The organism is Paraburkholderia sp. CNPSo 3274, from assembly GCF_024206475.1.
Lineage (GTDB): Bacteria > Pseudomonadota > Gammaproteobacteria > Burkholderiales > Burkholderiaceae > Paraburkholderia.
This window is the reverse complement of the sequence record NZ_JAMBPR010000020.1, coordinates 24,776-50,535: the sequence shown is the minus strand read 5'-3', so window position 1 is coordinate 50,535 and position 25,760 is coordinate 24,776. Positions and strand designations below refer to the sequence as shown.

Annotated in this window: 21 protein-coding genes and 2 pseudogenes; 5 read left to right on the top strand and 18 right to left on the bottom strand. The window is 61.9% G+C overall.

Annotation, left to right across the window (positions count from 1 at the left end; genetic code table 11):
- Positions 1–9: 9 nt before the first annotated feature.
- A complete protein-coding gene (locus M3I54_RS15910) occupies positions 10–291 on the bottom strand; it encodes a hypothetical protein (RefSeq protein WP_254337424.1) in 282 nt (93 codons plus the stop codon).
- A gap of 100 nt (positions 292–391) precedes the next feature.
- On the bottom strand, positions 392–1,003 hold the full coding sequence (locus tag M3I54_RS15905) for a BON domain-containing protein (protein WP_254337422.1): 612 nt from the start codon (positions 1,001–1,003) through the stop codon (positions 392–394).
- A 203-nt stretch (positions 1,004–1,206) separates the two neighbouring features.
- Here M3I54_RS15905 and M3I54_RS15900 point away from each other — a divergent pair, with 203 nt between their 5' ends.
- Positions 1,207–2,607 carry a GntP family permease gene (locus tag M3I54_RS15900; RefSeq protein ID WP_254337420.1) on the top strand — a complete coding sequence of 467 codons (1,401 nt, stop codon included), beginning with the start codon at positions 1,207–1,209 and terminating at the stop codon, positions 2,605–2,607.
- Between the two features lie 131 nt (positions 2,608–2,738).
- Here the strand turns inward: M3I54_RS15900 and M3I54_RS15895 are convergent, their stop codons facing one another.
- The 7 genes from M3I54_RS15895 to M3I54_RS15865 all read right to left on the bottom strand — a co-directional run bounded on the left by M3I54_RS15895 (position 2,739) and on the right by M3I54_RS15865 (position 10,642).
- Positions 2,739–3,938, bottom strand: a complete 1,200-nt coding sequence (locus tag M3I54_RS15895; RefSeq protein ID WP_254337418.1) for a succinylglutamate desuccinylase/aspartoacylase family protein — start codon at positions 3,936–3,938, stop codon at positions 2,739–2,741.
- A 760-nt stretch (positions 3,939–4,698) separates the two neighbouring features.
- Positions 4,699–6,054 (bottom strand): cytosine permease, encoded by a 1,356-nt coding sequence (locus tag M3I54_RS15890; RefSeq protein ID WP_254337416.1) that lies wholly within the window; start codon positions 6,052–6,054, stop codon positions 4,699–4,701.
- 213 nt (positions 6,055–6,267) lie between these two features.
- Positions 6,268–7,263, bottom strand: a complete 996-nt coding sequence (locus M3I54_RS15885) for a biotin-dependent carboxyltransferase family protein (protein WP_254337414.1) — start codon at positions 7,261–7,263, stop codon at positions 6,268–6,270.
- A complete protein-coding gene (locus tag M3I54_RS15880) occupies positions 7,253–8,128 on the bottom strand; it encodes an allophanate hydrolase subunit 1 (protein ID WP_254337412.1) in 876 nt (291 codons plus the stop codon). Before M3I54_RS15880 ends, M3I54_RS15885 begins: the two co-directional genes overlap by 11 nt.
- A complete protein-coding gene (locus tag M3I54_RS15875; RefSeq protein WP_254337410.1) occupies positions 8,125–9,591 on the bottom strand; it encodes an acetyl-CoA carboxylase biotin carboxylase subunit in 1,467 nt (488 codons plus the stop codon). The genes M3I54_RS15880 and M3I54_RS15875 overlap by 4 nt, the downstream gene beginning before the upstream one ends.
- 4 nt (positions 9,592–9,595) lie before the next feature.
- The gene (locus M3I54_RS15870) at positions 9,596–9,838 is read right to left on the bottom strand and encodes an acetyl-CoA carboxylase (RefSeq protein ID WP_254337539.1); all 243 of its coding nucleotides are present in this window, start codon (positions 9,836–9,838) and stop codon (positions 9,596–9,598) included.
- A gap of 21 nt (positions 9,839–9,859) precedes the next feature.
- Complete coding sequence (locus M3I54_RS15865) at positions 9,860–10,642, bottom strand: 5-oxoprolinase subunit PxpA (RefSeq protein ID WP_254337537.1); 783 nt, start codon at positions 10,640–10,642, stop codon at positions 9,860–9,862.
- Between the two features lie 182 nt (positions 10,643–10,824).
- On the opposite strand from M3I54_RS15865, the gene M3I54_RS15860 reads away from it, so the two are divergent.
- Both M3I54_RS15860 and M3I54_RS15855 read left to right on the top strand, forming a co-directional pair.
- On the top strand, positions 10,825–11,733 hold the full coding sequence (locus M3I54_RS15860) for a LysR family transcriptional regulator (protein WP_254337408.1): 909 nt from the start codon (positions 10,825–10,827) through the stop codon (positions 11,731–11,733).
- A 267-nt stretch (positions 11,734–12,000) separates the two neighbouring features.
- Positions 12,001–13,188, top strand: a complete 1,188-nt coding sequence (locus M3I54_RS15855; protein ID WP_254337405.1) for a DUF2235 domain-containing protein — start codon at positions 12,001–12,003, stop codon at positions 13,186–13,188.
- A gap of 39 nt (positions 13,189–13,227) precedes the next feature.
- On the opposite strand, the gene M3I54_RS15850 is transcribed toward M3I54_RS15855, so the two are convergent.
- The 6 genes and pseudogenes from M3I54_RS15850 to M3I54_RS15825 all read right to left on the bottom strand — a co-directional run bounded on the left by M3I54_RS15850 (position 13,228) and on the right by M3I54_RS15825 (position 18,893).
- A complete protein-coding gene (locus M3I54_RS15850; protein ID WP_254337403.1) occupies positions 13,228–13,947 on the bottom strand; it encodes an ABC transporter ATP-binding protein in 720 nt (239 codons plus the stop codon).
- Positions 13,947–14,714 (bottom strand): ABC transporter ATP-binding protein, encoded by a 768-nt coding sequence (locus M3I54_RS15845; protein ID WP_254337401.1) that lies wholly within the window; start codon positions 14,712–14,714, stop codon positions 13,947–13,949. Before M3I54_RS15845 ends, M3I54_RS15850 begins: the two co-directional genes overlap by 1 nt.
- On the bottom strand, positions 14,711–15,985 hold the full coding sequence (locus M3I54_RS15840) for a branched-chain amino acid ABC transporter permease (protein ID WP_254337535.1): 1,275 nt from the start codon (positions 15,983–15,985) through the stop codon (positions 14,711–14,713). The genes M3I54_RS15845 and M3I54_RS15840 overlap by 4 nt, the downstream gene beginning before the upstream one ends.
- Positions 15,986–16,024: 39 nt before the next feature.
- A complete protein-coding gene (locus tag M3I54_RS15835) occupies positions 16,025–16,972 on the bottom strand; it encodes a branched-chain amino acid ABC transporter permease (protein WP_254337399.1) in 948 nt (315 codons plus the stop codon).
- Positions 16,973–17,012: 40 nt separating this feature from the next.
- A complete protein-coding gene (locus M3I54_RS15830) occupies positions 17,013–18,257 on the bottom strand; it encodes a branched-chain amino acid ABC transporter substrate-binding protein (RefSeq protein ID WP_254337397.1) in 1,245 nt (414 codons plus the stop codon).
- 139 nt (positions 18,258–18,396) lie between these two features.
- A pseudogene (locus M3I54_RS15825) lies at positions 18,397–18,893 on the bottom strand (helix-turn-helix domain-containing protein).
- Positions 18,894–18,992: 99 nt separating this feature from the next.
- Between M3I54_RS15825 and M3I54_RS15820 the strand changes: the two are divergent.
- A pseudogene (locus M3I54_RS15820) lies at positions 18,993–19,667 on the top strand (YbiU family protein); the annotation flags it as partial.
- A gap of 77 nt (positions 19,668–19,744) precedes the next feature.
- Here M3I54_RS15820 and M3I54_RS15815 read toward each other — a convergent pair.
- Complete coding sequence (locus tag M3I54_RS15815) at positions 19,745–21,481, bottom strand: ATP-binding protein (protein WP_254337394.1); 1,737 nt, start codon at positions 21,479–21,481, stop codon at positions 19,745–19,747.
- Positions 21,482–21,658: 177 nt separating this feature from the next.
- Positions 21,659–22,009: a response regulator gene (locus M3I54_RS15810; RefSeq protein WP_254337392.1), complete on the bottom strand. Its 351-nt coding sequence runs from the start codon at positions 22,007–22,009 to the stop codon at positions 21,659–21,661.
- Between the two features lie 322 nt (positions 22,010–22,331).
- Here M3I54_RS15810 and M3I54_RS15805 point away from each other — a divergent pair, with 322 nt between their 5' ends.
- Positions 22,332–22,607: a hypothetical protein gene (locus M3I54_RS15805; protein WP_254337390.1), complete on the top strand. Its 276-nt coding sequence runs from the start codon at positions 22,332–22,334 to the stop codon at positions 22,605–22,607.
- 6 nt (positions 22,608–22,613) lie between these two features.
- On the opposite strand, the gene M3I54_RS15800 is transcribed toward M3I54_RS15805, so the two are convergent.
- The gene (locus M3I54_RS15800) at positions 22,614–25,664 is read right to left on the bottom strand and encodes an FAD-binding and (Fe-S)-binding domain-containing protein (RefSeq protein WP_254337388.1); all 3,051 of its coding nucleotides are present in this window, start codon (positions 25,662–25,664) and stop codon (positions 22,614–22,616) included.
- Positions 25,665–25,760: the final 96 nt, after the last annotated feature.

Sequence of the window (25,760 nt, the reverse complement as noted above, 5' to 3'; positions counted from 1 at the left end):
GCGACAGGCTTATTGGGCCTTGCGGCAGGCGAACACGAGCGTGTAGTTGCCGCTGTCGGTCGAGGTCGTGACGGTGTCGTAACCCGCACCGGCGCAACGGGCACGCGCCTGCTGCGCGCAAGAATCGCGATCGCCCGAGGCCGGGCATTGCACCTGGACCGTCGGACGGCCGTCCGACAGAAACAGCGGCGGCCCGCTGCTGCACGCAGCCAGCCCTGCGATCAAGGTCAACGCGCACGCCGCGAACGGCAATCTGCGCAAACGGAACAACGACGCACCAGGACGAGTCATTTGGAGCACCCCAACGGGCTTCTAGTTTTTCGACGTTGCGATTGTGCCATGCCGCGAGCCATGTGCGATGCATCGCTGCGAGCGCCACCTGCGCGCGCGCTCAGGGCGCGGTCGAGAGCGTCTTGTATGGCAGTGCGCCTTGCGGGTGCGAACTCACGCGTACAAAGACCTGCTCGACATCGGGAATCGCCGCGAGCCTGCGCTCGAGCGCCGCACTGTCGAAGCCTGGACCCACGCAGCCTTCCGCGTAGACGAAACGGCGCTGCACCGTGATCCAGATACTCGTGCCCGCAAACAGGGCATCGCCTTGCAGTTGTTGACGAATCGCCGCTGCAATTTCCGGATCGTAAAGATACGAGTTCGGCTTCGAGCACTTGTGCGCGAGCCAGCAGGTCGTGCCGCGCTCCACGCGATAGTGGGCGTCGTCATCGGCTTCGGCTTTCGTCATCAGCGGGCCGAGCGGCAGCGGGCAGGCGCCGATTGCGTTCGACAGCGCGAAGAACGGGTCGTTGTACCAGTTCTTGCGCTGGGCATCCGGCGCGTTCGCCGCGTTCGAGAGGGGTGCACTGGCGCCAGTTTGCGATTGCGTGAGCGCTGCGGCCGCCCAGAAGCCCGCGAAAACGCCCACGCAAACAAGCGCCGCTGCTAGCCGCGCTGTCCGTACCGCCTGCGCGCGCCACGCACTTTGCCCGCCCTTACCGATTGCACTCATCGACTGTCACCTCACCGGCCCACTCCGGCTTGCTCTTCTGCGCAACGATAGGACCGCGCGGCCACGCTCGCAATAACGAGACACATCCTTTCGCTACAATCGCTGCGACGCACCCTGGCCTCGTCGCATTAAAAACCGCGTGTAAAGCCATCGCACACGCAATAAGCTGAATCGCGCAACACGATCGATCCGCAGGAGACTCCATGTCGTTTGTTATCGTTCTCGCCGCCCTCGCGTTCCTCATGCTCGCCGCGTACCGCGGCTACAGCGTGATTCTGTTCGCGCCCATCGCCGCGCTCGCTGCGGTCCTGCTCACCGAACCGGCCGCTGTCGCACCCGTCTTTTCCGGTATCTTCATGGAAAAGATGGTGGGCTTCGTGAAGCTCTACTTTCCCGTGTTCCTGCTCGGCGCGGTATTCGGCAAGGTGATCGAACTATCGGGATTTTCCGAGGCGATCGTGCACGCCGCCATCCGCTATATCGGCCGCTCGCGCGCCAATGCCGTGATCGTCGCCGTGTGCGCGCTACTCACTTACGGCGGCGTCTCGCTCTTCGTGGTCGTGTTCGCCGTCTACCCGTTCGCAGCCGAACTGTATCGCCAGAGCGATATTCCCAAGCGCCTCCTGCCGGGCGCCATCGCGCTCGGTGCATTTTCGTTCACGATGGATTCGCTGCCCGGCACGCCGCAAATCCAGAACATCATTCCCACCACGTTCTTCAAGACCACCGCGTGGGCCGCGCCCGCGCTTGGCGTGATCGGTTCGCTTTTCATCATCGTGGTGGGCCTCTCGTACCTCGAATGGCGCCGCCGCAGTGCGATGTCGAAAGGCGAAGGCTACGGCACCTCGCTCGTGAACGAGCCGGAACAGGTGAAGACCGAGCACCTGCCCAACCCGGCGCTCGCCGTCGCGCCGCTCGTGCTGGTGGGCGTGGCGAACTTCCTGCTCACGCACTGGATTCCCGTTTGGTACGGCGACACCGTGACCGTGCCGCCCGAAGTGCTGCCCGGCATTCATACGCCGGTCACGGCCACCGTCAAGCAAGTCGTGGCGATCTGGGCGGTTCAGGGTGCGCTGCTCGCGGGCATCGTGCTCGTGATCGTCACGGCGTTCGGCCGCGTGAAAGACCGCTTTGCGACCGGCACGAAGGCGGCCGTGGCCGGGGCGCTGCTGGCCTCGATGAATACCGCCTCTGAATACGGCTTCGGCGGTGTGATTGCGGCGCTGCCCGGATTCATCGTCGTGAGCGATGCACTCAAGAGCATTCCGAATCCGCTCGTGAACGCCGCCATTTCGGTGAGCGCGCTTGCGGGTATCACGGGGTCGGCTTCGGGCGGCATGAGCATCGCGCTCGCGGCCATGTCGGACCTCTTCATCAAGAACGCGCAGGCGGCGCATATTCCGATGGAAGTGCTGCACCGCGTGGTGGCCATGGCGAGCGGTGGCATGGACACGCTGCCGCACAATGGCGCGGTCATTACGCTGCTCGCGGTCACGGGACTCACGCACCGCGAGTCGTATCGGGACATTTTCGCGGTGACGGTGATCAAGACGCTGGCCGTCTTCTTTGTTATCGCTGTGTACTATGCTACGGGCATTGTTTGATGGGAGGTGCTTGCGGCTGGGCTGATTGGTGAAACAACTTGAGTTTTTCTTTCTCCGGAAACTCAAGCTGCAGCGTGGCCATATCATCTGAAACAAGGGCGGCAAACCCGTGCCGCCCTGCCCGACCCGATTCATTCAGAAAAGTCCTCCGGATTCTCCTTTACCGCGCTCTGATAAAGAATCATCACGAGAGGAATTCTGGGCTCTGCCGTGGCGTCGGTTCGTCGTGCCGTAACCTCGCCCGCGACTTCGGTCGTATACTCCGCGACCACTTCGCCAAAGGTATTGCGCTGGATTGCCACTTTCTGGCCCGCATTGACTTTGTCATTCAGCTTGACCAGCAGTTCGACGAATCCACCGTGCGTCGACATGACTGTGTGGCCGCTGTTGCCAACGAAGATCCCGACGTCTCGCCCAGTGCGCCCCATCGGACCCGATACGATGTTGTAGCGCTTAAGCACGTTCATCGTGCCCTCGACGAACGACGGAATCATGTCGAAATCGAAAACGCGCGCAGATCCGATCTCGGGCGTGATGGCGGGAATCCCCACATTGATGAATGCATTTGCAAGCAGCGTGGGATATGCGGGGTTGTCGAAGATCTGCTTGATCGGAAAAAGCTCCGCCATGGCTCGCGCCTCCGGCAATTCCATTCTGGCCAGATTGAAGGACGTCACATCCAGGCCGGTCGTGCCCGTATGAAAATCGAGTGCGTAGTCGGTGTTCGGCCTCAACAGCCGGTTGAACAGCAGTCCCGCATGCCGGCTCGGCGCGCTGGCGCCATTCTCGTTGCCCGGCCATTCGCGGTTGATGTCGATGAGGCCGATACCAAGTGCGGAATTGGGCCATCTGCGCTCCATGGCTTCGAGCGCGGGACGCGATACGTCGAGAACTGCCAGCACGGTGCCTGACATCTGCCCGGGATCGAGCTGGCTTATCACGCCGTGGATGGTATGCACGGGGCTCATTTCGTCGCCATGCACCCCGCTGGTCAGCGCGACGCGCTTGCCCGGCCTCGCACCGTGGACAACGATCACCGACACATACCAGTGCTGACCCGTCGGCATTTGCACGCCCTGAAAGTAGAACTTGTGTGTTTTGCCGCGCTCGAGGTCGCCGACGTCGAGCGCGCTGATGACTTTCTTTCCCTGGATCACATCGCCGGTATAAACCGTCCCCGTCCCTTGCCCGCCCCCGGCGGCCGGCGCATTGGCGCCTTGGGCACTTGCGGCCTCGCTTTGCGTGACCAATGCGGATGTTGCGCCGACCAGCGCAACCGCCTTCTTCATGAACGCGCGGCGAGCGATAACATCTTCCGATTCGTTTTGCATGATAGCGAGGACCTGACGTTGTGAGGGAGATCAGTCAACGGTCCCTCACGGGTTATCGGTTACCGCGAATGGCATTGCTTTTCCTGCCAGCATCGAATGCAACCACACTGGCCATCGACGCCGCTACATTCGCTGGAGAGGACGACGCCAAACGCCGGCTACGCTGGAGGCCGCCAGGCACTCTGTGGGGACTCGTGCCGCCGCCGAGTACGGAGACTGTCGGTCAGGTCAGAACATCTGTTAACGTCTACATTTGTTTCCGACTAGTTACTTCGACCAAGCATCCTGCTCAGCCTTTCGAAGCTCGCGGCCAAAACCGCGCCCCCGCCTTTCGCACGTCTCCGAGGGCGCTTCGACATCCATTCTCCCCCGAAGCGCGAAAGCTTGCTTCCCTCACGCGAAAGCCCCTTCAGAGCAGTTCAGCGGACCCGCCGCAGCCCCTGCGGCCCACTTCGCCCCAACATTTAGCGCATTTGGAAATCTCGCGCGAACTTCCCGTGGAAGTCGTCGCTCCCGATGCTCAATTTTGGCCCAAAAGCTGCAAATCTCGCGGCAACTTAGCGAGGACGCAAAGTAAAACTTAAGCTGTCACAGCACTGATGCCACAACGACCTGAGTTTTTCTTTCCCCGAAACTCAAGTTGCAGCGTGGTCATGTCATTTGTAACAAGGGCGGCAAACCCGGCCGCCCCGCCCGACTAAATATGCGGTTTTCATCGCCGTCGCTGGCGAGGCCAATAGCCGGAGAAAAACTGCACTGGTCACATATTCCGCACGAACCATGTCCGCTTCGCACTAGCCAGCAAGCCGCTATAAACCGTCCAGGAAATGACGAACGTGGCTGGCGCGGAGAGCGACGCAAGAAAGCCCGAGCCATTGTTCAACACGAATCCGACGAACGCCCCGGCAAACCACGATATCAAACCGCCGGGATTGAACTGGGGTACGTGAGAGTCGCGGCATTCGATATCGGCGCCGATGAGTCGTTCATAACGCGCCGACGTGATGTGAGCAAGCGCGACGCCAACCCATGCGACGACGAAGACACCCTGCCACGCAAGCGCCTGGAGGATCTTCGAGAAAATATCGGCCATCATCAGCGCGTAGACCACAGCACCAACAACCAGCGCCCACACGAACTTCGGCGCACGCAATCCTGCAACCTTCTGGAAGAAGGCCTGCATGTTGATAGTCGCGAGATAGTAGTTAGCGGTATTGATGCGTGATTGGGTAACCCAGACGAACATCAAGCCCCAGATGCCCATCAGCTTCAACAGCGCCAGGACAACCGAAACTTCGGAGAGCGTGCCGAGACCCGGAATCGTACTCACGAGATAAATGCCCGCAGCGCCATTCACGAGGAACGTGACGAGATAGAACGGAATCCCGAAATTAAACCGGCCGTGGTATCCAGCATCTTCCTTGCGGCCGAAGCGGGCGTAGTCGAACGTGAACATCATCAATACCCATACGCCCATGTAGTAAACAAAGCACTGCCACCAGCCATCTGCGGGTATCGTGCCCTTGGGACCGAAATCGAGCCACGATGCGTTATAGCCGTATTCCCAGGTCGCAAGTCCCACGGCCGCAAGGAGTCCGAGCAGATAGAACGGCAGCAGCACGCCATTGAACTTGTCCAGCCAGTGTTGCACGCTACCGAATACAAGCGGCACGCTATAGCAGACGACAATCAGCGCGGCCCATTTGTATGGCAGCGCGGGAAACAGATGATTGGCCGCGACTGCGATGACCGAACCTTCGAATACGGCGTAGTAAATGGCCGTTGCGAAGAAAATCAGCGTCGCGAGCGCGGCGCCAACGCTTCCAAACAGAACGCGTGAGAACAACGCAACCGACAAACCGGTGCGAATGGCGTATCGACTGATGATCGAGTTGACGACGCCATAGGATACGACCGATAGCGCCATGCCGATCAATGCGTTGCGCGCTCCGTAAGTCAGTGCAAGCGTCGCGCCAACCACAATGTAAAACACTGCGCTACATACTGCCCACCATGCCATCGTTAGCGAAAAGGGCGCCATTCTTGCGCTATCGGGAATGGCGACCGTCGATAGATCGACGGCTCCCTCCGCGCTTTCCTGAGCCAGGTTGGCCATGATCTGCTCCTCGAGTCTGCATTTAACGAACGACGTCCGTACCGCGGTGCGATGCAACTCACGGGGCTGCCTTGACGCCGGGCGGGCAGCCGATGTTGCGAAGAACGTGCGAGCGCTCCCGCCGTGTGGCGGGAAGCCACACGGAACTCGGGTCGCGAAAGGAAAAGGCAGGGGAACTGCGCTGCTGCGGGCCGCCCCTTAGCTTGGAACGGGTTAGTGCGCTAGTGCTTCGCGCAGCAGGGCAAGTCGATGTCGATACTCGCGTCGTGCAGCGAGTGCCTCATTCATGGTGACGCTCACGAAGCGCGCGCGGTGGTTAGGCTGCATCTGGCCGATCAGATCCATATCGGCACTGATCACCGTGCCGATCGTGGCATATCCGCCCCCTGACACCGCGTCACGATGCAGAATGATCGGCTCAAGCCCGGCCGGCACCTGGATCGAGCCAATGGGATAGCAGGCATCGACGATATTCGACGGATCGGCTCCTGCACCGAAGGGTTGTTCTCGGTCCATGAAATGGAGCGGACGCCCGTTCTTGTATCGATAGCCAATGCGGTCCGCTTCGGGCGCGACGGTCCACTCATCATCGAAGAACGTTTGCGCCGACTCGCTGGTGAGGCGGTAGTGATAAAGGCCCGTTAGCACACGCAGTTCGACCGTTGTGTCGAGCTTTGCACGCAAGGCTGCGGGCAGTTCGACACCCTCACTCAGCTTTGCGTTGCTGGCGCCCATCTTGAGACGGTCTCCCTTTTGCAGCCGACGACCCTCGAGGCCGCCGATAGCACCGAGCGTGTAGGTCGACCTGCTGCCCAATACCGCCGGAACGTCGATACCACCGGCGATTGCCAGGTACGCGCGTGCGCCACGCTTCACATAGTCGAACGAGAGCTTGCTTCCGGCGCGAATCCGCAGGGCCGTGTTGGACGGATAGGCGACACCGTCGATTTTCGGAGTCATCTCCGCACCCGTTAGCGCGATCAGCGTTTCCGAGTGGAACAGCAGTTCAGGGCCCAGCAGCGTGAATTCGAGCGCGGCCGCATCTTCGACATTGCCTACGAGCAGGTTCGCCGCACGAGACGAATACTGGTCGAGCGATCCGGAAGGGGGAATACCAACGTGGTAGTAGCCCTGGCGTCCCGTGTCCTGCACCGACGTGGCTAGTCCCGGCTTCAGAACCTCGATCACATTGAGCGTATCAGTTGGCATTCAGCACCTCGACGAGGGAACGGTTGTATTCGTCAGGATTGCGCAGGAAGGCATCAAGCGAGAATTTCACGGGGCGTACACGTAGCGAGAAGGTGCCCGCCTCGACGGCGGCAACGGCTTCGTCATAGGCTGGACGATCGATCGGTTTGAACTTCACGATGTCGCCGGGCTGGAAAAACACCATGAAGTCACGCAGATAATCGAGCCGTTGCGCCGGGTCAAAAATCGGCGCTGGGGTCACGCCGAACATCTGGTATCCGCCCGCGCCGCGCACAGAGTAAATACAGCCGAAGCAACCGCCATGGCCGACCGTCAACTTCGGCGTGTCAGTGCGCGGCCGCAGGTATTTCGGCACCTGAAGCTGACGCTCGCGCTCGACCATCTGGTACATGAACGGCAGCCCCGCGACAAAGCCAACCATCGAAACGAACCACGGCGAGCCGGCATGTGCCGCAATGAATTCATCGACGTCGCGTTTGCCGTTTATGCGCGCCGCGTACTCGAGGTCCGTCGAGGAAGGGTCCTGGTGACGCTCACGAAAACGCATGAGTGTCTCGTGCGTCCAGGGATCGTTATAGAGCACCGGGACTTCGACAATGCGCGTGTCGATGTCGAGCGCGGCTTCGCCGACTTCGGCCTCGATGCTCCGCAATAGCGCGACGAGCGCATCAGGGGCAATGACGTCCGGGTCATAGCGCACCTGGTACGAGGCATTTGCCGGGCAGATTTCGGTCACGCCCGCCACGTTGAGGCGCTGGAGTTCGCGCGTGATCGCCGTGCCCTTGAAAAACGCATCGAGCGACATCTCCTCGCTGATCTCGGCAAATACGAATTCGTCGCCGCCAAAGGTATAGCGTATGGTCATGATGCCTCCCGGGCGCCAGACGAAACTGCAAGGGCGCGTTCTGCCGCTGCGAGCGATGCGGCCTCGCTGCTTTCGCGCCACGCCGCCATCCACGTCTCGAGATAATTGGTGTGATAGTGGGCCACGCGCACGTCTTCGTCTGCAACGAGCGCACGGTGCAGCGGCGCCGTGGTTTTCAGGCCACCAATATGCAACTCCCGCAACGCGCGTGCGAGGCGTTCGATGGCGGCCGCCCGGCTTTCGTCGTGCACGATCAGCTTGGCGAGCAGCGAATCGTAGAACGGCGGCACGACGTAGCCGGGGTACAGCAGCGAATCGACTCGCACACCGGGGCCGGTCGGCCAGACCAGCTCGTCTACGCGCCCTGGATTCGGGCGGAAGTCCTGCATCGGGTCTTCCGCGTTGATGCGGCATTCAAGCGCCGCGCCGCGCAGCACGATGTCGCTCTGGCTGAAGCGCAACGGCTCACCATCTGCAATGCGCAGCATTTCGCGCACGAGATCGACGCCCGTAATCGCCTCTGTGACCGGGTGCTCGACCTGAATACGCGTGTTCATTTCGATGAAGTAAAACTCGCCGCGCGTTTCGTCGAAGAGATATTCGAGTGTGCCAGCGCTTCGATATCCAACCTGCTTTGCGAGGCGCGCCGCCGACGCGCAAAGCTCCGCGCGCAACTTCGGTGTGAGAGACGGCGAGGGCGCTTCTTCGAGAATTTTTTGACGCCGCCGTTGCAGGGAGCACTCGCGCTCGAACAGGTGGATGACGTCATTGCCGTCGCCCAGTACCTGCACCTCAATGTGCCGGGCGCGTGCGATGAATCGCTCGAGATAGACGCCGCCATCGCCGAACGCTGCCTGGGCTTCGCGCTGCGCAAGCGGCAATTCCGCGTCGAGTTGGGCGGCGTCATACGCAACGCGAATGCCGCGGCCGCCGCCGCCCGCTGCTGCCTTGATCATAACGGGGTAGCCGATGCGCGCAGCGACCTCCCGGGCTTCGTCGAGCGTGCTCACGATACCGGCGCTGCCGGGCACCGTGGGCACGTCAGCGCGCTGCGCCGTTTCGCGCGCGCGGGCCTTGTCGCCCATCGCTGCGATTACCTGCGACGTCGGCCCGACGAAGACCAGGCCGGCCGCCTCCACCTGCGCCGCGAAGCCCGCGTTTTCAGACAGGAAACCATAGCCCGGATGAACCGCATCTGCTCCGCATTGGCTTGCGGCAGCGAGAACCGCCGCGGGATTCAAATAGCTCTTTGCCGCATGCGAAGAACCGATATGCACCGCTTCGTCCGCCATGCGGGCGGCCAGGCTGTCTCGGTCCGCGTCGCTCACCACGACCGCAGCACGCATGCCAAGCTCCTGCGCCGCGCGAATCACGCGCACCGCGATCTCGCCGCGATTCGCGACCAGAACGGTTCGAATTCGTCTGGGGCGGTAGAACGTCGTCGTTGAATCTTGCACGTTCATGACTTCACTCCTCGATACGCATCAGCACCTGTCCAGCGTCCACAGGCTCTCCGTCCTCGATGAGAAGCTCGGTTACGCGGCCCGAGACGCTGCTCTCGATTTCGGTGAATTGCTTCATCACTTCGACGAGGCCGATGATTGTGCCGGCCTCAACGGCGGAGTCGACGGCGACGTAGAACTCCGCCTCTGGCGAGGGCCGCCGGTAGAACGTGCCCGGCAGGGGGCTGACGATATCGTGCAGTGCCATCATGTCTCTCCTTGAATTGATTTAGATCTTTGTCGTCGCCGCCTGCGGCCCGGTAATTCGAATCCCTTCCCGAACGAGCCGCTCGCGAGTCTGCTGGACGAGCTCCAGTGCGCCGGGCGTGTCGCTGTGGATGCAAACGGAGTCGAAGTCGATGTCGATATCGTCTCCATCAATCGCCCGCACTTTGCCTTCCGTACACGCTCGCAGGACCTTTTCGGCGACCTGTTCGGGATCGAGACGACCGATGCGACGGATGAATACGATCGAACCACTGCGGTCGTAGTCGCGATCGGCGTAAAACTCCCGGACAACCGGTTGCCCGATCTCGCGCGCGATGCGGTACGTCGCAGACGACTCCATGCAAAAGAGCAACAGATTGGGATCGAGTTGTTGCAGCGTTTCAACGAAGAGCCGCGAGAATGCCTCGTCGCGCGCTGCGTGCATGTAGAGCGCGCCGTGCGGTTTCACGTGCTGCAGCCGGATGCCATGCAGACGTGCGAACTCACGCAGCGCGCCAAGTTGATAAAGGATGTCGTTGACCAGCGCCTGAGGCGTTTCGGCGATGTTTCGACGGCCGAAACCGACCAGATCGCGAAATCCCGGATGCGCACCGATACCCACGCCAGCCTCCCGCGCCATCTGGACCGTCCGCGCCATGATGTTGGGATCGCCGGCGTGAAAGCCGGTGGCGATATTCGCCGAGCTGATGAGCGGCATGATCTGTTCGTCGACACCATCGCCGATTCGCCACGGTCCGAAGCCTTCTCCCATATCGGAGTTCAGGTCGACGCACTGCTTCTTCATATTGTTTCCCCTCCAGATTTGAGCGGTCGGGCGTCTCCACGCGCACGCCAACCAATGTGAAATGGAGGTTATACGGACAGGGTTAGCCAAAAAAGTTTTATTTTTGTATGCCTTGGTATCGATTTTTTCGATAGCATCCGCGTGATGACCTCACTCTGACGTCCAGCGGTTTGACTTCGAAGATGGCGCTTACCCTCAGACAATTAAAGTATTTCGTCGCGACTGCCGAGCTTGGACAGCTTTCCCAAGCGGCGATTCATCTGACCATATCTCAGTCCGCAGTGACGAGTGCAATCAAGGAACTGGAAGAGAGTTTGGGCACCCAGCTCTTCGTGCGTAACGCCGCAGGCGTCACGTTGACCGACACCGGCCGTCGCTTTCTCAATCACGCGTACACCATTCTCGCGTCGGTGGATGAGGCCATGCGGATTCCCAACCTCGAGAGCACGCTCACCGGCACGCTTGCTATCGCGGCGAGCTATACGGTGTTGGGATACTTCCTGCCGCATCACATACAACGGCTGAATGCACTGTATCCCCGCCTGACCATTCAATTGCATGAGTTGAATCGTGACGCCATCGAAGAGGGTTTGATTACCGAGCAATACGACATGGCCGTGCTCCTCACGTCGAACGTGTCGAACCCCGAGCTTGCTCTGGAGCCCATGATTCATTCCGTGCGCCGGCTATGGGTGGCCGCCCACCATCCGCTGCTAAGGCGTGAGAGCGTGACCTTTTCCGAAGTGGCAGACGAGCCCTTTGTGATGTTGACGGTAGACGAGGCCGCGCAAACGGCAATGCGCTACTGGAACGAGACGCCATGGCGGCCGAATGTGATACTTCGGACTTCGTCGGTTGAAGCTGTTCGCAGCATGGTGGCGAACGGATCTGGCGTCGCCATTCTGTCCGATATGGTCTATCGTCCGTGGTCGCTCGAAGGTCGCCGCATCGAGACGATCGTGCTGCTCGATCCCGTACCCGCGATGAGCGTTGGTCTGGCATGGCGCAAGAACAAGGATCTGAGCCCGGCCATGCATGCGGTGAGAGAGTATTTCCGCCATACGTTCATGGAGCCGAGGGCTACCGGATAAATTTCCGGACATCCATTCGCCAGGCGTTGTGAGAACGGAAGTTATATCGACTCGTAGTCGCGAGCCGGCTGAGAGCACTGCCCGTCCCGGTCGTACGTGCGCAGTCGCACATTCCGGGCCTCGCAATCCAGGGCACAGAAGCTATATTTGTAGATCTAACATTCGGCACGCGGCACCGATTGGGCGGAAGTAACGCCCGAGACAATGCTCAGGATTGCGAACAAACGTTTCGTATGTAGCGACTGAATCGCGTATAAGGAGCTAGCGATGTCCAAAACGATAGTCTTTTGCGCAGACGGTACGTGGAACGGACCCGAAGATCCGGCAGGAAAAGGCGACGGCGTCGCTCCTGAAACCGCGGCAGGGTGTCAGCCTGAACTGACCAACGTATGCAAGCTTTTCGCGTGGCTCGACGGGAACATGCTGCCCGAAGGAACCGACTGGGGTGGCGTCGAGATGGAAAAGGCGCTTTCCGACGCAAACGGCAAAACCGTACAAATCGCGAAATACATTCACGGGGTCGGAAATTCCCAGCAACTGCTCGATAAAGTCGCCGGCGGCGCGTTTGGCGTCGGTGTCGTCGCCCGCATCGCTCGTGGCTATACGTATATTTCGCGCAATTTCGAGCCGGGCGACAGCATCGTGATCGTCGGATTCAGCCGCGGCGCGTACACCGCGCGAGCCCTAGCGGGACTGATTGCGGGACAGGGACTGCTTCAACCAGATCTCGCTGCCATCGACGATCAGAATCGTTACGACACCGCGGTGGCGGCGTGGTATCGATGGAGACACGGTCACGATACGACGTTCCAGAAGATTGCAGACGGACTGATGGAATTCCTGACGATCCATAGCGCCTTCTCCAACCCGAAGCCTTTGGACGACACCTCCTTTGTGGACGCAAAAATCGCGGCAGTGGCGGTTTGGGATACGGTGGGTTCGCTCGGCATCCCGGTCTACTATCAGGGTTCCGCCATCGACTTGTTCCGGTTTTGCGATCTGAATCTCAGCCCGGACATTGGCCTGGGCGTGCACGCGGTCTCGCTCGACGAGCAACGCAGGCCGTTCGAACCGACTTTGTGGAATCCCAACCCGAACGTGACGCAAGCGCTCTTTCCCGGCGGTCATTGCGATGTCGGCGGTGGCTATCCCGATCACGGCCTCTCCGACGGCCCTCTGCTCTGGGTCGTAGACAGGTTGCAGCATACGGACGTGGGATTGAACTTCGCCCTTCATCCGCCCGTCACCGTCCAATCCAATCCATTGGGGCCGCGACACCGGGAATGGGTAGAGGACCCCGTCTGGCTGGCAGCGGGAGTAGGCGCGCGGGCCTTCCCGGCAGACATGGTCGTCAACGACAACATACGGCAGCGTATGAACGGTCAACCTGAAGATCTTTTTGGGGCTGCCGGTCAGCAGCCCATGTATTCACCGGGTAACCTGCCCCCACGCTAAACGGATTTTCCGCCGCAGACCGAACGCTCGAAGCGCGCCCTACACTTCCAGCCATTCCTGCCGGACGCGCGCATCGGCCTTCAACTGCTGCGGCGTCCCCTCGAACACGATCTGGCCGTGCCCCATGACGTACACGCGCTGCGAAATATCGAGCGCAATGGCCTGCTTTTGCTCGACTAGCAGCACCGAAATGCCGCGCGCCTTCAGCGTCTTAAGGTACTCGCCCACCTGCGCGACGACGAGCGGCGCGAGCCCTTCGGTCGGCTCGTCGATGATGATGAGGTCGGGGTCGCCCATCAGCGTGCGGCACAGCGTCAGCATCTGCTGCTCGCCGCCGGACAGCAGGCCCGCGGGCGTGTCCTCACGCTCCTTGAGGCGCGGGAACATGCTGTACATGTCGTCGAACTGCCAGCGCGGCTTCTGGCGTGAGCGGCTGCGCTTTTCGCCGAGCATCAGGTTCTGCCGCACGGTGAGCGTCGGGAAGATATCGCGGTTCTCAGGCACGTAGCCGATACCCCGATGCGCAACCTCGAAGGTGCGCAACCCGCGCACTTCTTCGCCGCGCAGCAGAATCTGCCCCTCGCACCGCACCAGCCCCATGATGGCTTTGGCGAGCGTCGAGCGGCCCACGCCGTTGCGCCCGAGCAAGGCGACGATCTCGCCCTCGCCCACCTGCATCTCGACGCCGTGCAGGATATGGCTCTTGCCGTAGTACGCGTGCAGGTCGCGCACCTCGAGCATGGAATTGGCGGTCGCCATCAATGTGCACCTGCAGGTTCGTCCAGCGTGGTGCCCAGATAGGCTTCCTTCACGCGGCGGTTGTTACGGATGGCTTGTGGCGTGTCCGTGGCGACCACCTCGCCGTACACGAGCACCGAGATGCGGTCGGCGAGGCCGAAGACGACGCTCATGTCGTGCTCGACCATCACCAGCGTCTTGCCGACGGTGACCCGGCGAATCAGTTCCACCGCATGATCCGACTCCGAGCGGCTCATGCCCGCCGTGGGTTCGTCGAGCAGGATCACGTCGGCCCCGCCCGCAATCGTGATGCCGATTTCGAGCGCGCGCTGCTCGGCATAGGTCAGCAGCCCCGCAAGCGTGTCGTGCCGACCCTGCAGGCCGATCAGCTCGAGCACTTCTTCGGCGCGTTCGCGCGCGTCGCGCAATTGCTCGAGGCGATGCCAGAACGAATACCGGTAGCCGAGCGACCACAACACGGAGCAGCGCAAATTCTCGAACACCGAAAGGCGATGAAAAATGTTCGTCACCTGAAAGCTGCGCGAGAGACCCATGCGGTTGATCTTGTACGGCGGCAGCCCGCCGATCTCGACGCCGTTGAGTTTGACCGTGCCTGAACTGGGCGCCATGCGCCCCGAAATCAGGTTGAACGTAGTCGATTTGCCCGCGCCGTTGGGACCGATCAACGCGTGACGTTCGCCCTTCGCGATATTCAGGTCGACACCGCGAATGATCTCCGTGCGCCCGAAATTCTTGCGCACTTCACGCAACTCCAGCGCGGCCGTCATACGTTGCCCCCTGCGATTTCCCGTTGCACGCCATCCCACGCGTCGCGCACCCGCGCGGCAGCACGGCGTCCCGCCTGTGCGCCCAGCGCCCACAGCACCGCGGCGACGGCCCGGGGCTTCCATGACACGGCATCGAAGCTCTGGCCGAAGAACGCCATTGCCGTGCCATTGTCACTGTCGATCTGCACCTTGTAGACGAGTTCGACCGTCAGCACGAGCGCAGCAAGCAAAATCAGCGTGGCGCCCAACGCCGCCGCATAGGACGGCAGCATACGGTGCAGCTTGCGCGCCGCAATGAGAGGGACCTGCTTCATCAGCAGGCTCGACACGCCGCCCGGCACGTACATCACCACCAGCACGAAGAAAAGGCCGAGGTACAGCAACCATGCGGGTGTGAGATTGGACAACGCGACCGCAAACAGCACGAACAAGATAGAGCCGATGATCGGCCCGAAGAAGAACGCCCCCCCGCCGATGAACGTCGCGAGCAGCACGCCGCCGGACTGCGCGGCGCCGACATTCTCCGCCGTCACGATCTCGAAGTCGATCACCGAGAGGCCGCCCGCAATGCCGGCGAAGAACGCCGAAAGGACCATCACGAAAAAGCGCACGCGCTGCGTGTTGTACCCGACGAATTCCGCACGCTCGGGATTGTCGCGCACGGCGTTGGCGATGCGGCCAAGCGGTGTCTGCGTCCATGCGTACATGGCGATCATCGACACGAGACACCACACCGCGATCAGGTAGTACACCTGGATCGCCGGGCCGTAAGTGATGCCGAGCACCGCATGGCCAACCGTGCGATTGGTCGGCACCCCGCCTTCGCCGCCGAAAAACCCCGGAAACATGAGCGAACTCGCCGCCACCATTTCGCCGATGCCGAGCGTGATCATCGCGAAGGTGGTGCCCGATTTGCGCGTGGTCACATAGCCAAACAACACGCCGAACAGCATGCCCCCGAGGCCGCCGACCAGCGGCAACAGCGAAACGGGCAACGGGAAATGGCTCGCGCCGATCTGGTTGAGCACATGCGCCGCGACGAATGCGCCGAGCCCGGAATACACCGCGTGCCCGAACGAGAGCATGCCGGTCTGCCCGAGCAGCATGTTGTACGAGAGCGCGAAGATGATCATGATGCCCATCTGCGAAAGCAGCGCGATCGCGAAGCCGCTGGAAAACACGAGCGGCAGCACCAGCATCACAAGCACCGTGGCGCCCCAAATGATCCAGCGCAGCGAATGCGCGGATTGCAGCAATCCGTGGCGTTGCATGGCCGAACCGGCGCTGGCCTGAATGAGCGGTTTCATCGTTCAGCCCTCCCGCTTGCCGAGCAGCCCGCGCGGTCGCAGGATCATCATGAGGACCATGAGCAGGTAAGGCAGAATCGGCGCGACCTGCGACACCGGCATGCGCAACAGCGAAGAGAGCGTCGTGCTGTCCGTCACCGTCACGCCAACGAGTGAGAACAGATCGGAGAGCGAGGCATCGATCGTGACGGCGAATGTCTGCATGATGCCGATCAGCAGCGACGCGATAAACGCGCCCGGCAGCGAACCCATGCCGCCCACCACGGCGATCACGAACACGATGGTGCCGACCGACTCGGCCATCGAAGGCGAAGTAACGAACGCGTTGCCGCCGATCACGCCGGCGAGGCCCGCCAGCGCGGCACCGCCGCCGAACACCAGCATGAACACGCGCTGCACGTTGTGCCCGAGCGCCTCGACCATTTCCGGGTGCGTGAGCGACGCCTGAATGACGAGGCCGATGCGCGTGCGCGTCAACACCAGATACAGCGCCGCGAGCATGGCGATCGAGATGAGCATCATGAAGGCGCGATACTTCGGAAACTCCGACGTGTACACCTTGAACAGCGCCCCGTTCAGTTCAGGCGGAATGGCGTACGGCACCGCGGCCAGACCCCAGACCAGCTTGACGCCCTCCACGATCAGATAGGAAAGGCCGAAGGTGAACAGCAATTCCGCCACATGCCCGAACTTGTGCACGGCACGCAAGCCGAAACGCTCGACGAGCGCGCCGACACACGCCACGAGCACCGGCGCCGCCACGAGCGCCGGCCAGAAACCGATCTTGCTGGCAATGGTGTAGGCGAAGTAAGCCCCGAGCATGTAAAAGCTGGCGTGTGCGAAATTGAGCACGCCCATCATGCTGAAGATCAGGGTGAGGCCCGAGGAAAGCATGAACAGCAGCAGCCCGTAGCCGATGCCGTTCAAGAGAGAGATGGTCAGGAATTCCACTGCCCGATGATCCTTGTGAAGTGTCGTAGCGAGAGCACGTTCAGCCCGGGCGCTTCATCTGGCAAGTGGTCGGCTGCGTTGCCGCGGTCGGCCCAAGCTGGACGTCGGTGCGCCAGCCATAGCCGGTGTTCTCCTGGTCGTACTTTACCGTTTTGCCGTCCGCCTTGGTCCATGTCGCGATCACGAGCGACTGTTGCGCCTGGTGATCGGCGGCGCGCATCGCCACCGGACCGTTCATGCCGTCGACCGTCATGCCCTCCATGGCCTTGGCCACCTTGACGGGATCGGTCGACTTCGTCGCGTTCATCGCCTTGCTCAGCATTTCGATGGCGGCATAGGCCGTAGCCAGGTAATAGTCGTCGTTGTACTTCTTCTTGTAGCCCTCGATGATCTGCCCCACCACCGGCGGGTTGTTCGCCGTGTTCGGGCCGAACACGCCCACGTACTTCACATGGTCGGCGCCGGACGCGCCCATGGCCGTCGGCACGCCGGTCGTGCCTGCGTAGTAGGTATAGAAGTTGGACGTCACGCCCGCGTCCTTGCTCGCTTTCACGAGCAATGCGAGGTCGCTGCCCCAGTTGCCCGTGATCACCGTGTCGGCGCCCGACGCCTTGATCTTGGTGGCGTAAGGCGAGAAGTCCTTCACGCGCGCGAGCGGATGAAAATCGTCGCCGACGATCACGATATCCGGGCGCTTGCTCTTCAGGTCCTCGCGCGCCACGCGCGAAACGTCGTGACCAAACGAGTAGTCCTGATTGATGAGGTAGACCTTCTTGATGTCCTTGTCGCGCGCGAGGAATGTGGTGAGCGCATCCATCTTCATATCGGCGTTGGCGTCGAAGCGGAAGTGCCAGAAGTCGCACCGGGCGTTGGTCATGGCCGGGTCCACCGCGGCGTAGTTCAGGTAGACGATTTCCTTGCCCGGATTGCGCGAGTTGTACTTGGCGACCGCATCCTCCAGCGCGAGGCCGACCGACGAGCCGTTGCCCTGCACGATATAGCGAATGCCCTGGTCAGCGGCCTGGTTCAGCAGGGTCAGGCTTTCCTGCGGCGAAAGCTTGTTGTCGAATCCGACCACCTCGAACTTCATGCCGTTTGCCCAGTTATGCTCGTTGGCGAATTCGGCCGTGTATTGCCAGCTGTGCAGCTGGTTCGTTCCGAGTGACGCCATCAAGCCGGAAAGCGGATCGATGAAGGCAATCTTGACAGTCTCCGCTTGCGCGGCCCCCGCTACCAACGCCGACGATACAACCGCACCAACCAGCAACGAGCGCAACATCCTCATGGACCGTCTCCTTTGTTTGGGCATTTCTTATCGAGCGTGAATTTTCTGTCCGACCGTGCGATTTTTCGCTATATCACCACATTCCTGGCGCTAATGACAGCACTCCAGGGAAATCGCTGACGCGACCAGGCATAGTGAATCATTGCGACTTGCTTACGGTTCGCCTGGGTCCGTTTGCGATGACTCGATCCCGCGTGCGGCCGATTCCCGCCATCCGCCGCGCAGACTCGAGAGAAGGCGAGCGCTCGGTCAGGGACGGCGCAGCATGATCCTCGGCACGTTTGGCGCCCGTGAATTGCTGTCGGTAGGCCACCGGCGTCAACGCTTTTGTGGCCTTGAACTGCCGGTTGAAATTCGCGGCGTTGGGGAACCCTGAGCGGGTGGCAACCACGGAGATGGGCATCTGCGTGTCGGTCAACAGCCGGCAGGCATGGCCGATTCGAACGCGCGCGATGTACTGCCCCACGCTTTCGCCCGTGTGCTGCACGAAATGTCTCGTCAGCGTGCGTTCATCGTCAGCGTGAGTTCGTATTCCGGGTGGTGATGCCATTCGAACGGAATGCGCGGCAAGCGCCGGTGGTATACCCGCACCGAACAGAAGCTGCCGAAGTCGACGTGCTCGTACGCTGCTTTCATGGCCGAAACTACAAAAAGATTGACTCAATAATATCACTGGCCAAGGCTGCGCCGGCGTACGCTCCCATCATTCGAAATCACCAGGGTGGAGACAACGAAATGGCTTTGCATATCGACGACCTGCCCGCGGCTATCCGCAAGGCCAAGCAGGAATTGCGGGAAAAACTGCCCAACTACCAGGCCGTGTTCGCCGAGGTCGAATCGGCCATGTACGAAGAGGCGCATCGTATTGCCCAGCTTCGCGACCGGGGTGAGCCGGTCATCCCCGAAATCGCGTTCGCGGACATCGTCGGGAACCGGGTGAGCGCGGAGCAGATCGCGCTCGTGAAGGCGCGCGGCGCCTGTGTCATCCGCAAGGTATTCGACCGCTCGCTCGTGGAGCAGTGGGACAACGACATTGCGGACTATGTCGAGCGCAACGATCTCGACCGCAAGCTGCTTCATCGCGCCGAAGACAAATACTTCGGCCAGTTGGCCTCAAGCAAGCCGCAGATCTACGGTGTCTACTGGTCGAAGCCGCAAGTGCTGGCGCGCCAGTCGCCGGAGCTCACACAGGCGCGCGTGTTCCTGAACCGGCTGTGGCGCACCGAAAGCGAAGGCCGCGTGCATTTCGACCCGGATCACGTGCCGGTTTATGCAGACCGGCTGCGCCGCCGGCCGCCCGGCTCCGAGTCGCTGGGTCTTTCCGCGCACTGCGACGGCGGTTCAGTCGAGCGCTGGATCGAAGCGAACTTCCGCAAGGTCTACCGCCACGTATTCTCCGGAAACTTTCGTCGGGCGCGCAACGGTCGATGACCTGGCGCCGCTCGGACGCGCGCAAACCGGCTTGAAGACCTGACGCGGAAACTGCGTCAGTCGGTCTTGTTGAGCGCATTGCGCACTGCAACGGCAAGCTCGTCGTATCGATATGGCTTGCTAATGAGCGCGACACCTTCGTCGAGCTTGCCGTCGTGGAAAATGACGTCGCGTGTGTAGCCAGAGGCAAACAGGACCTCGGCGTAATAGGGCGGCCCGCTCGCAATACGAGCCAGTTCGCTGCTTCTCACCGTGCCCGGCGTCACGACATCCGTGAACAGGAGGTCGAAACGCTGACCGCTCTGGATCAGCTTGAGCGCGCTTTCGCCATCTTGCGCGGAAAGCACCTTGTAGCCGAGCTGGGCCAGCATTTCGATCGCGGCAATGCGAACGTCGGCGTCGTCTTCGACAACGAGAATGGTCTCGCCGCCTCGCTCCTGTCTCGCAACGGCCAGCTTGTAAGCGTCGTATTCCGCTTCCAGGCTGCGCGGGAAATAGAGGCTGACTGTCGTGCCCAGGCCTTCCGCGCTTTCAATGAAAACGTGGCCCGAACTCTGTGCCACGAACCCGTGCACCATGCTCAAGCCCAGTCCCGTTCCCTGACCCTCGGCCTTCGTGGTGAAGAACGGTTCGAACACGCGCGCTTTCACGTGGTCGGGCATGCCGCTGCCCGAGTCCGAAACGCTCAGGCGCACATATTCGCCCGCTGGCACGCCATCGCGGCGCGCCAGTTCATCGTTGCTTGCATCGATGTTCGCGAGACAAACGCCGATGCGTCCGGGTCCGTCTATCGCATCGCGCGAGTTGATGACCAGATTCAGAAGCGCGCTTTCCAGCTGACTTCGGTCTGCACAGATATTCCAGCTCTCTTGCGCAGGCACTATGGCGAGTTCGATCGTCTCCGGCAACGTGCGGTGAAGCATCTCGGCTATGCCTTCGACCAGCCGGAAGGGATTCAGAACGGCCGGCGCGAGTGGTTGCCTTCGCGCAAAGGCCAGCAATTGCGCGGCGAGTTTCGCGCCGCGCGACACCGCGTTGCTGACCGCAGCCACGCGCCGCTCGAGCGCGGCGTTGCCTTTCGTCGAAAGATCGATGAGCTGCAGGTTGGCGGAGATGACCTGCAGGACGTTGTTGAAGTCGTGCGCCACGCCGCCCGTGAGACTGCCGATCGCCTCCAGCTTTTGCGCCTGACGCAGCCGCTCCTCCATCGCCGCGCGCGCCCCCACTTCCTCGGCTACGCGCTGCTCCAGTGTCTGGGTCAGTTGCAGCAGCGCGTCTTCGGCGACCTTGCGCTGCCTTTCCGCCAGTATCTTCGCGGTCGTTTCGAACACGATGGCGATGACGCCCGCCGGCCGCTCGTCGTCTTCGAAAACCGGGCTGTAGCTCAGGTCCAACCAGACGTCTTCGGCGTGACCTTCGCGATACAGCACGAGCTGCTTGTCCTGGAAGGCCAGCGTGCCGCCGGCGAGGCACGTATCGACGACATTGCGGTTGAACGCCGCCACTTCCGGCCAGCCGGTTTCGACCGGTTTGCCGAGCAGGAACGGATGCCGGCTGCCCGCGAAAACCGCGTAGGCGTCGTTGTAGACCATCGTGCCTTCGTGGCCCCAAAGCATGACGAGCGGAGAAGGCGAGGCGAGGAGCATATTGATCGCGGCGACAAGGCTCGCCGACCACGTTTCGCGAGGGCCGAGCGCCGTGTCGCTCCAGTCGAATGCAGCGATGCGCTCTGCCATTTCACCCGGCCAGCGGGTTGAAGGGCGCTCGATCGGCGGTGGAACTTCCTTGTTCATGACGCGACGCTGCTCCGAGGAGACGCTGCTGGATATCGGAACGACGATGTTCGTGGAGACTCGAGGCTGCGCACGAGCCAGACAGAGTGCGCAATTATTGTTCCGGGTCCGGGCGGTACCCGTCAAGATCGCCACGGAGGGCAACCGGCGCCGAAGCGGCAGCCGGTCAAACCGGCGTCACAGGCAGGCCAGCAGGTCTTCTAGCCGCACCGGTTTCGTCAGACATTTGTCGAAACCGGCTGCGGCAGCCCTGGTCGCGATATCCGGGTCGATGTGTCCCGATAGCAGAACGTACCGGGTATGCGACAGCGCGGGGTTGAGCCGAAGCTGACCTACCAGCTCGCCGCCGCTCATGTCCGGAAGCTTCCAGTCCACGACGGCAAGTTCGGGAAGGAACGACCCGGCAACGAGCAGGGCCTCTTGTCCGTCGGCGGCGCATCGGGCTTGATGACCTTCGAACTCGACGAGCGCCGCGAGTGCATCCGCGACGTCGCGGTTGTCATCGACTAGCAAGATTCGTTTTGGCATCGGGCGCAAAAAGCTGGCTGGAGAGCGGGCGCGACACAGCTAGAACTCGACTCGCGGTTCGCCTTTGAGTGTACCCAGGATTGCGCCAATGGCAAACGCCCGCGCCGCCTCACTCGAGGGGTCGGAGTGCAGCATGCTCCATCACGATAAATCCATCGTGGTACTGATCAATTCGCAATGACATTTACACAGCGGCAACGCGGCATGCGCATAACGCGTTGTTACCAATCTCGCAGCACCGTTTCACCTGTGTCCGGGGGCGACGCCTACACTCCGAACCGTGCTCATCAAAAACGCACGCAGCGTGCGAAGGAGTGGCGATATGAAGAAGACGATTTTCGGCCTGATCCTGGGCGCAACGGCGTTGGCGGCTTCGACCGCTGCATTGGCCCACGTGGATGTGGCCGTGGGCGTTGACGCGCCAGGCGCAGCCTATGCGCCGGCTCCCGTCCAGACCGACTGGAGAGGCGACAACGACTGGCGCGCGCGGGGCTGGCGCGAGCACGAGTGGCGCGAGCGCGAACGTCGTGAGCATGAATGGCGCGAGCGGCAGTGGCGCGAACGCGAATGGCACGACCGGGGCCGTTGGGACTACTGATCCGGGTTAGCGCAGGGCGTCCAGCAAAGCCTGAATGGGGTGACGCAACTGGCGCCCGCGCAAGCGCTTCACCTGGCAGCGGCACGAATAACCCGTGGCGAGCAGTTCTTCCGCCCCATGCGCCGACGTCGATTCCGCATCGACATGTCGCGCCCACGATTGCTCGAAGATCGTTTCCGAGGTCGCGCGATTGCGCGCCTCGTGACCGTAGGTGCCCGACATGCCGCAGCAACCGCTAGCTGGCATCGCGAGCGCGAGGCCTGCCGCGGCGAATACGTCTTTCCACAAGAGCGCGGCGGCACTTGCGTTGGTGCGCTCGGTGCAATGCGGTAGCAGGCTGAACGAGCCAGACGCCCGCGGCGTTATTGCGCGCGTGCGCAATGCGCCGATCAGCCATTCCTGCGGCAACTGAACGTCGGGTACGGTTTCGATGCCTTCCACCTTGCGGTACTCCTGGCGGTACACGAGCGTCATAGCCGGATCGATGCCAACCAGCGGCACACCCGATTTCGCAAGCGCGGTCAGTTGCGCCGCATTGCGCCGCGCGGCCCGGCGAAACTGCGGCAGAAACCCCTGCACGTGCAATGGCTTGCCATTCGGCAGATAAGGCGCGACGAATACCTTGAACCCAAGCCGCGCGGCGAGTTCCAGAAACGCGGAGGCGACCGGCGTTTCAAAGTAGCGCGTGAACGCGTCCTGCACCACGATCACGCTGCGCTGGCGCCCGGCAACGCCCAGCATCGAAAGGCGTTCGGGCGTTGCGACCTCCGCTCCCGAGCGGCGCAGCGCACCGCGCCATGACACACGGCTCAACAACGGGCTATCGACAAGGCCAAGACAGCGCGCAAGCAACGATTTGACGAGATCCGTGCCCATCACCGCGTTGTATGCGCTTCTCGCTCCAGGCAACGCCGCCACGCGCGGCACCGTGAATTCGAGTGCGCCGGTCAAATAGTCGCGCAGCGGCCGCAAATAGCGCGTGTGATAGAGCTCCAGAAAGCGTGCGCGAAACTCGGGCACGCTCACTTTCACGGGGCATTGCCCCACACATGACTTGCACGAGAGGCAACCCGCCATGGCGTCATAAACCTCATGCGAGAAGTCTTGCTCGCCCTGGCGTTTGCGCGCGCTATTGAGCATGCGCACCGGCAACGCCGCCGCGGCTGGCACAGCCGTGAGATCCGCTCCGGCATCCTGTTGCATACGCAACCATTCGCGCATTAACGAAGCCCGGCCCTTCGGCGAATGCACGCGCTCGCGTGTGGCTTTCCAGGACGGACACATGGCGTCGTTCGGGTCGAAGTTGTAGCAGGCGCCGTTGCCGTTGCATTGAACGGCGTCGGCATTGGCCTGCCAGACACGCTCGTCTATGCGCCGGTCCAGTTCGCCGCGCAGCGTCGTCGCGTCGATCCTCAACAGCGCCGCACTCGCCCCCGCTGGCGTGGCGATCTTGCCGGGATTGAGCTGATTGTGCGCATCGAATGCTGCCTTGAGCCGCTGTAGCGCGGGATACAAAGGGCCGAAATACCCGGGCACGTACTCCGAGCGCACGCCCTTGCCATGCTCACCCCACAGCAGGCCGCCATACTTCATCGTCAAGGCGGTCACGGCATCCGAAATGGGGCGCACGAGTGCGGCCTCGTCGGGATTGCGCATATCGAGCGCGGGGCGCACGTGGAGCACGCCGGCGTCGACGTGGCCAAACATACCGTAGCGCAAACCAAAACCATCTAGCAGCGCCCGAAACTCCGCAATATAGTCGGCAAGATTTTCGGGCGGGACGGCCGTGTCTTCCACGAAGGGCTGCGGGCGGCTCGCGCCGCGTGCGTTGCCGAGCAGGCCCACCGCACGCTTGCGCATCGCATAGACACGATTGATCGCCGCCTCACCGTCGGCGATCGTATGTCCCAGGCGCCTGACGCTCACGTCGGCACCCAGGTGCTCAGCGAACGCCGCCACGCGCGCGCGCAATTCGTCCGCATCGTCGCCGCTGAATTCGACCATGTTGATGCCGCTCGCACCGCCTTCAATCCCTTCGTCGTCGGGGAAATACCCGGCCACGCTTTGCCAGACGATATCCTCGCGCGCCAGCCGCAGCACCGTGGAGTCCACGGTTTCGATCGAGAGCGGACGATGGGCCATCAACGCGCGCGCGTCGCGCAGGGCATCCATGAAACCCTCATAGCGGATATTGACGAGCGCGGCGTGCTTCGGAACCGGCAGCACGTTCAGCGTCGCCTCGACGATAAAGCCGAGCGTGCCTTCCGAGCCGCACAGCACGCTATTGATGTCGAAGCGCCCTTCGCCGTCACGCAAATGGGCGAGGTCGTAACCTGTCAGGCAGCGGTTCAGTTCGGGAAAGCGCTCGCGTATCAGGTCGGCTTCGCGCTCGCTGATGTCCCGCGCGATGCGGAAAACTTCGCCGACCTTGTCCTTGCGCACACAGAGCGCCATAAGTGCGGCATGATCGACCGGCACGCTCGACAGACACTCACCGCCGACCAGGACCGTTTCCAGCGCGAGCACATGGTCGCGCGTTTTCCCGTAGGTGCAACTGCCCTGCCCGCTCGCATCCGTGCTGATCATGCCGCCGATGGTCGCGCGGTTCGAAGTCGATAGCTCCGGCGCGAAAAAGAGTCCGTGCCGCTTCAGTTCGGCATTGAGCTGATCCTTGACGACACCAGCCTCCACTCTGGCCGTGCGCGCAACGGGATCGATTTCGAGGATGCGGTTCATATGCCTCGACATATCGACCACGATGCCTTCGGTCAGCGATTGCCCGTTCGTGCCCGTGCCGCCGCCGCGCGCCGCAACCGCCACGCCGCGAAACGCCTCGCGCCCCAGCAGGCTCGCGAGGCGTGCGACGTCCTTCGCATGGCGCGGAAACACCACCGCTTGCGGATAGCGCTGGTAGATCGAATTGTCCGTGGCCAGCACCGTGCGCGTCGCGTGAGTCGCATCCACCTCGCCTTCGAAACCCGACGTCTCCAATTCATGCAAAAATTGACGGATCAGCGGCTTTCTGAATTCGCCAATGGTAAGCGGAGCAATTGTCATATCGTTCTCGAAGTCTCGCCTTGGGCGCACTATTCCCTTTCCGGCAAGGCATTGTCGCGTCCCCGGCCGCCACCGGGCAAACGTATATTCGTTGGG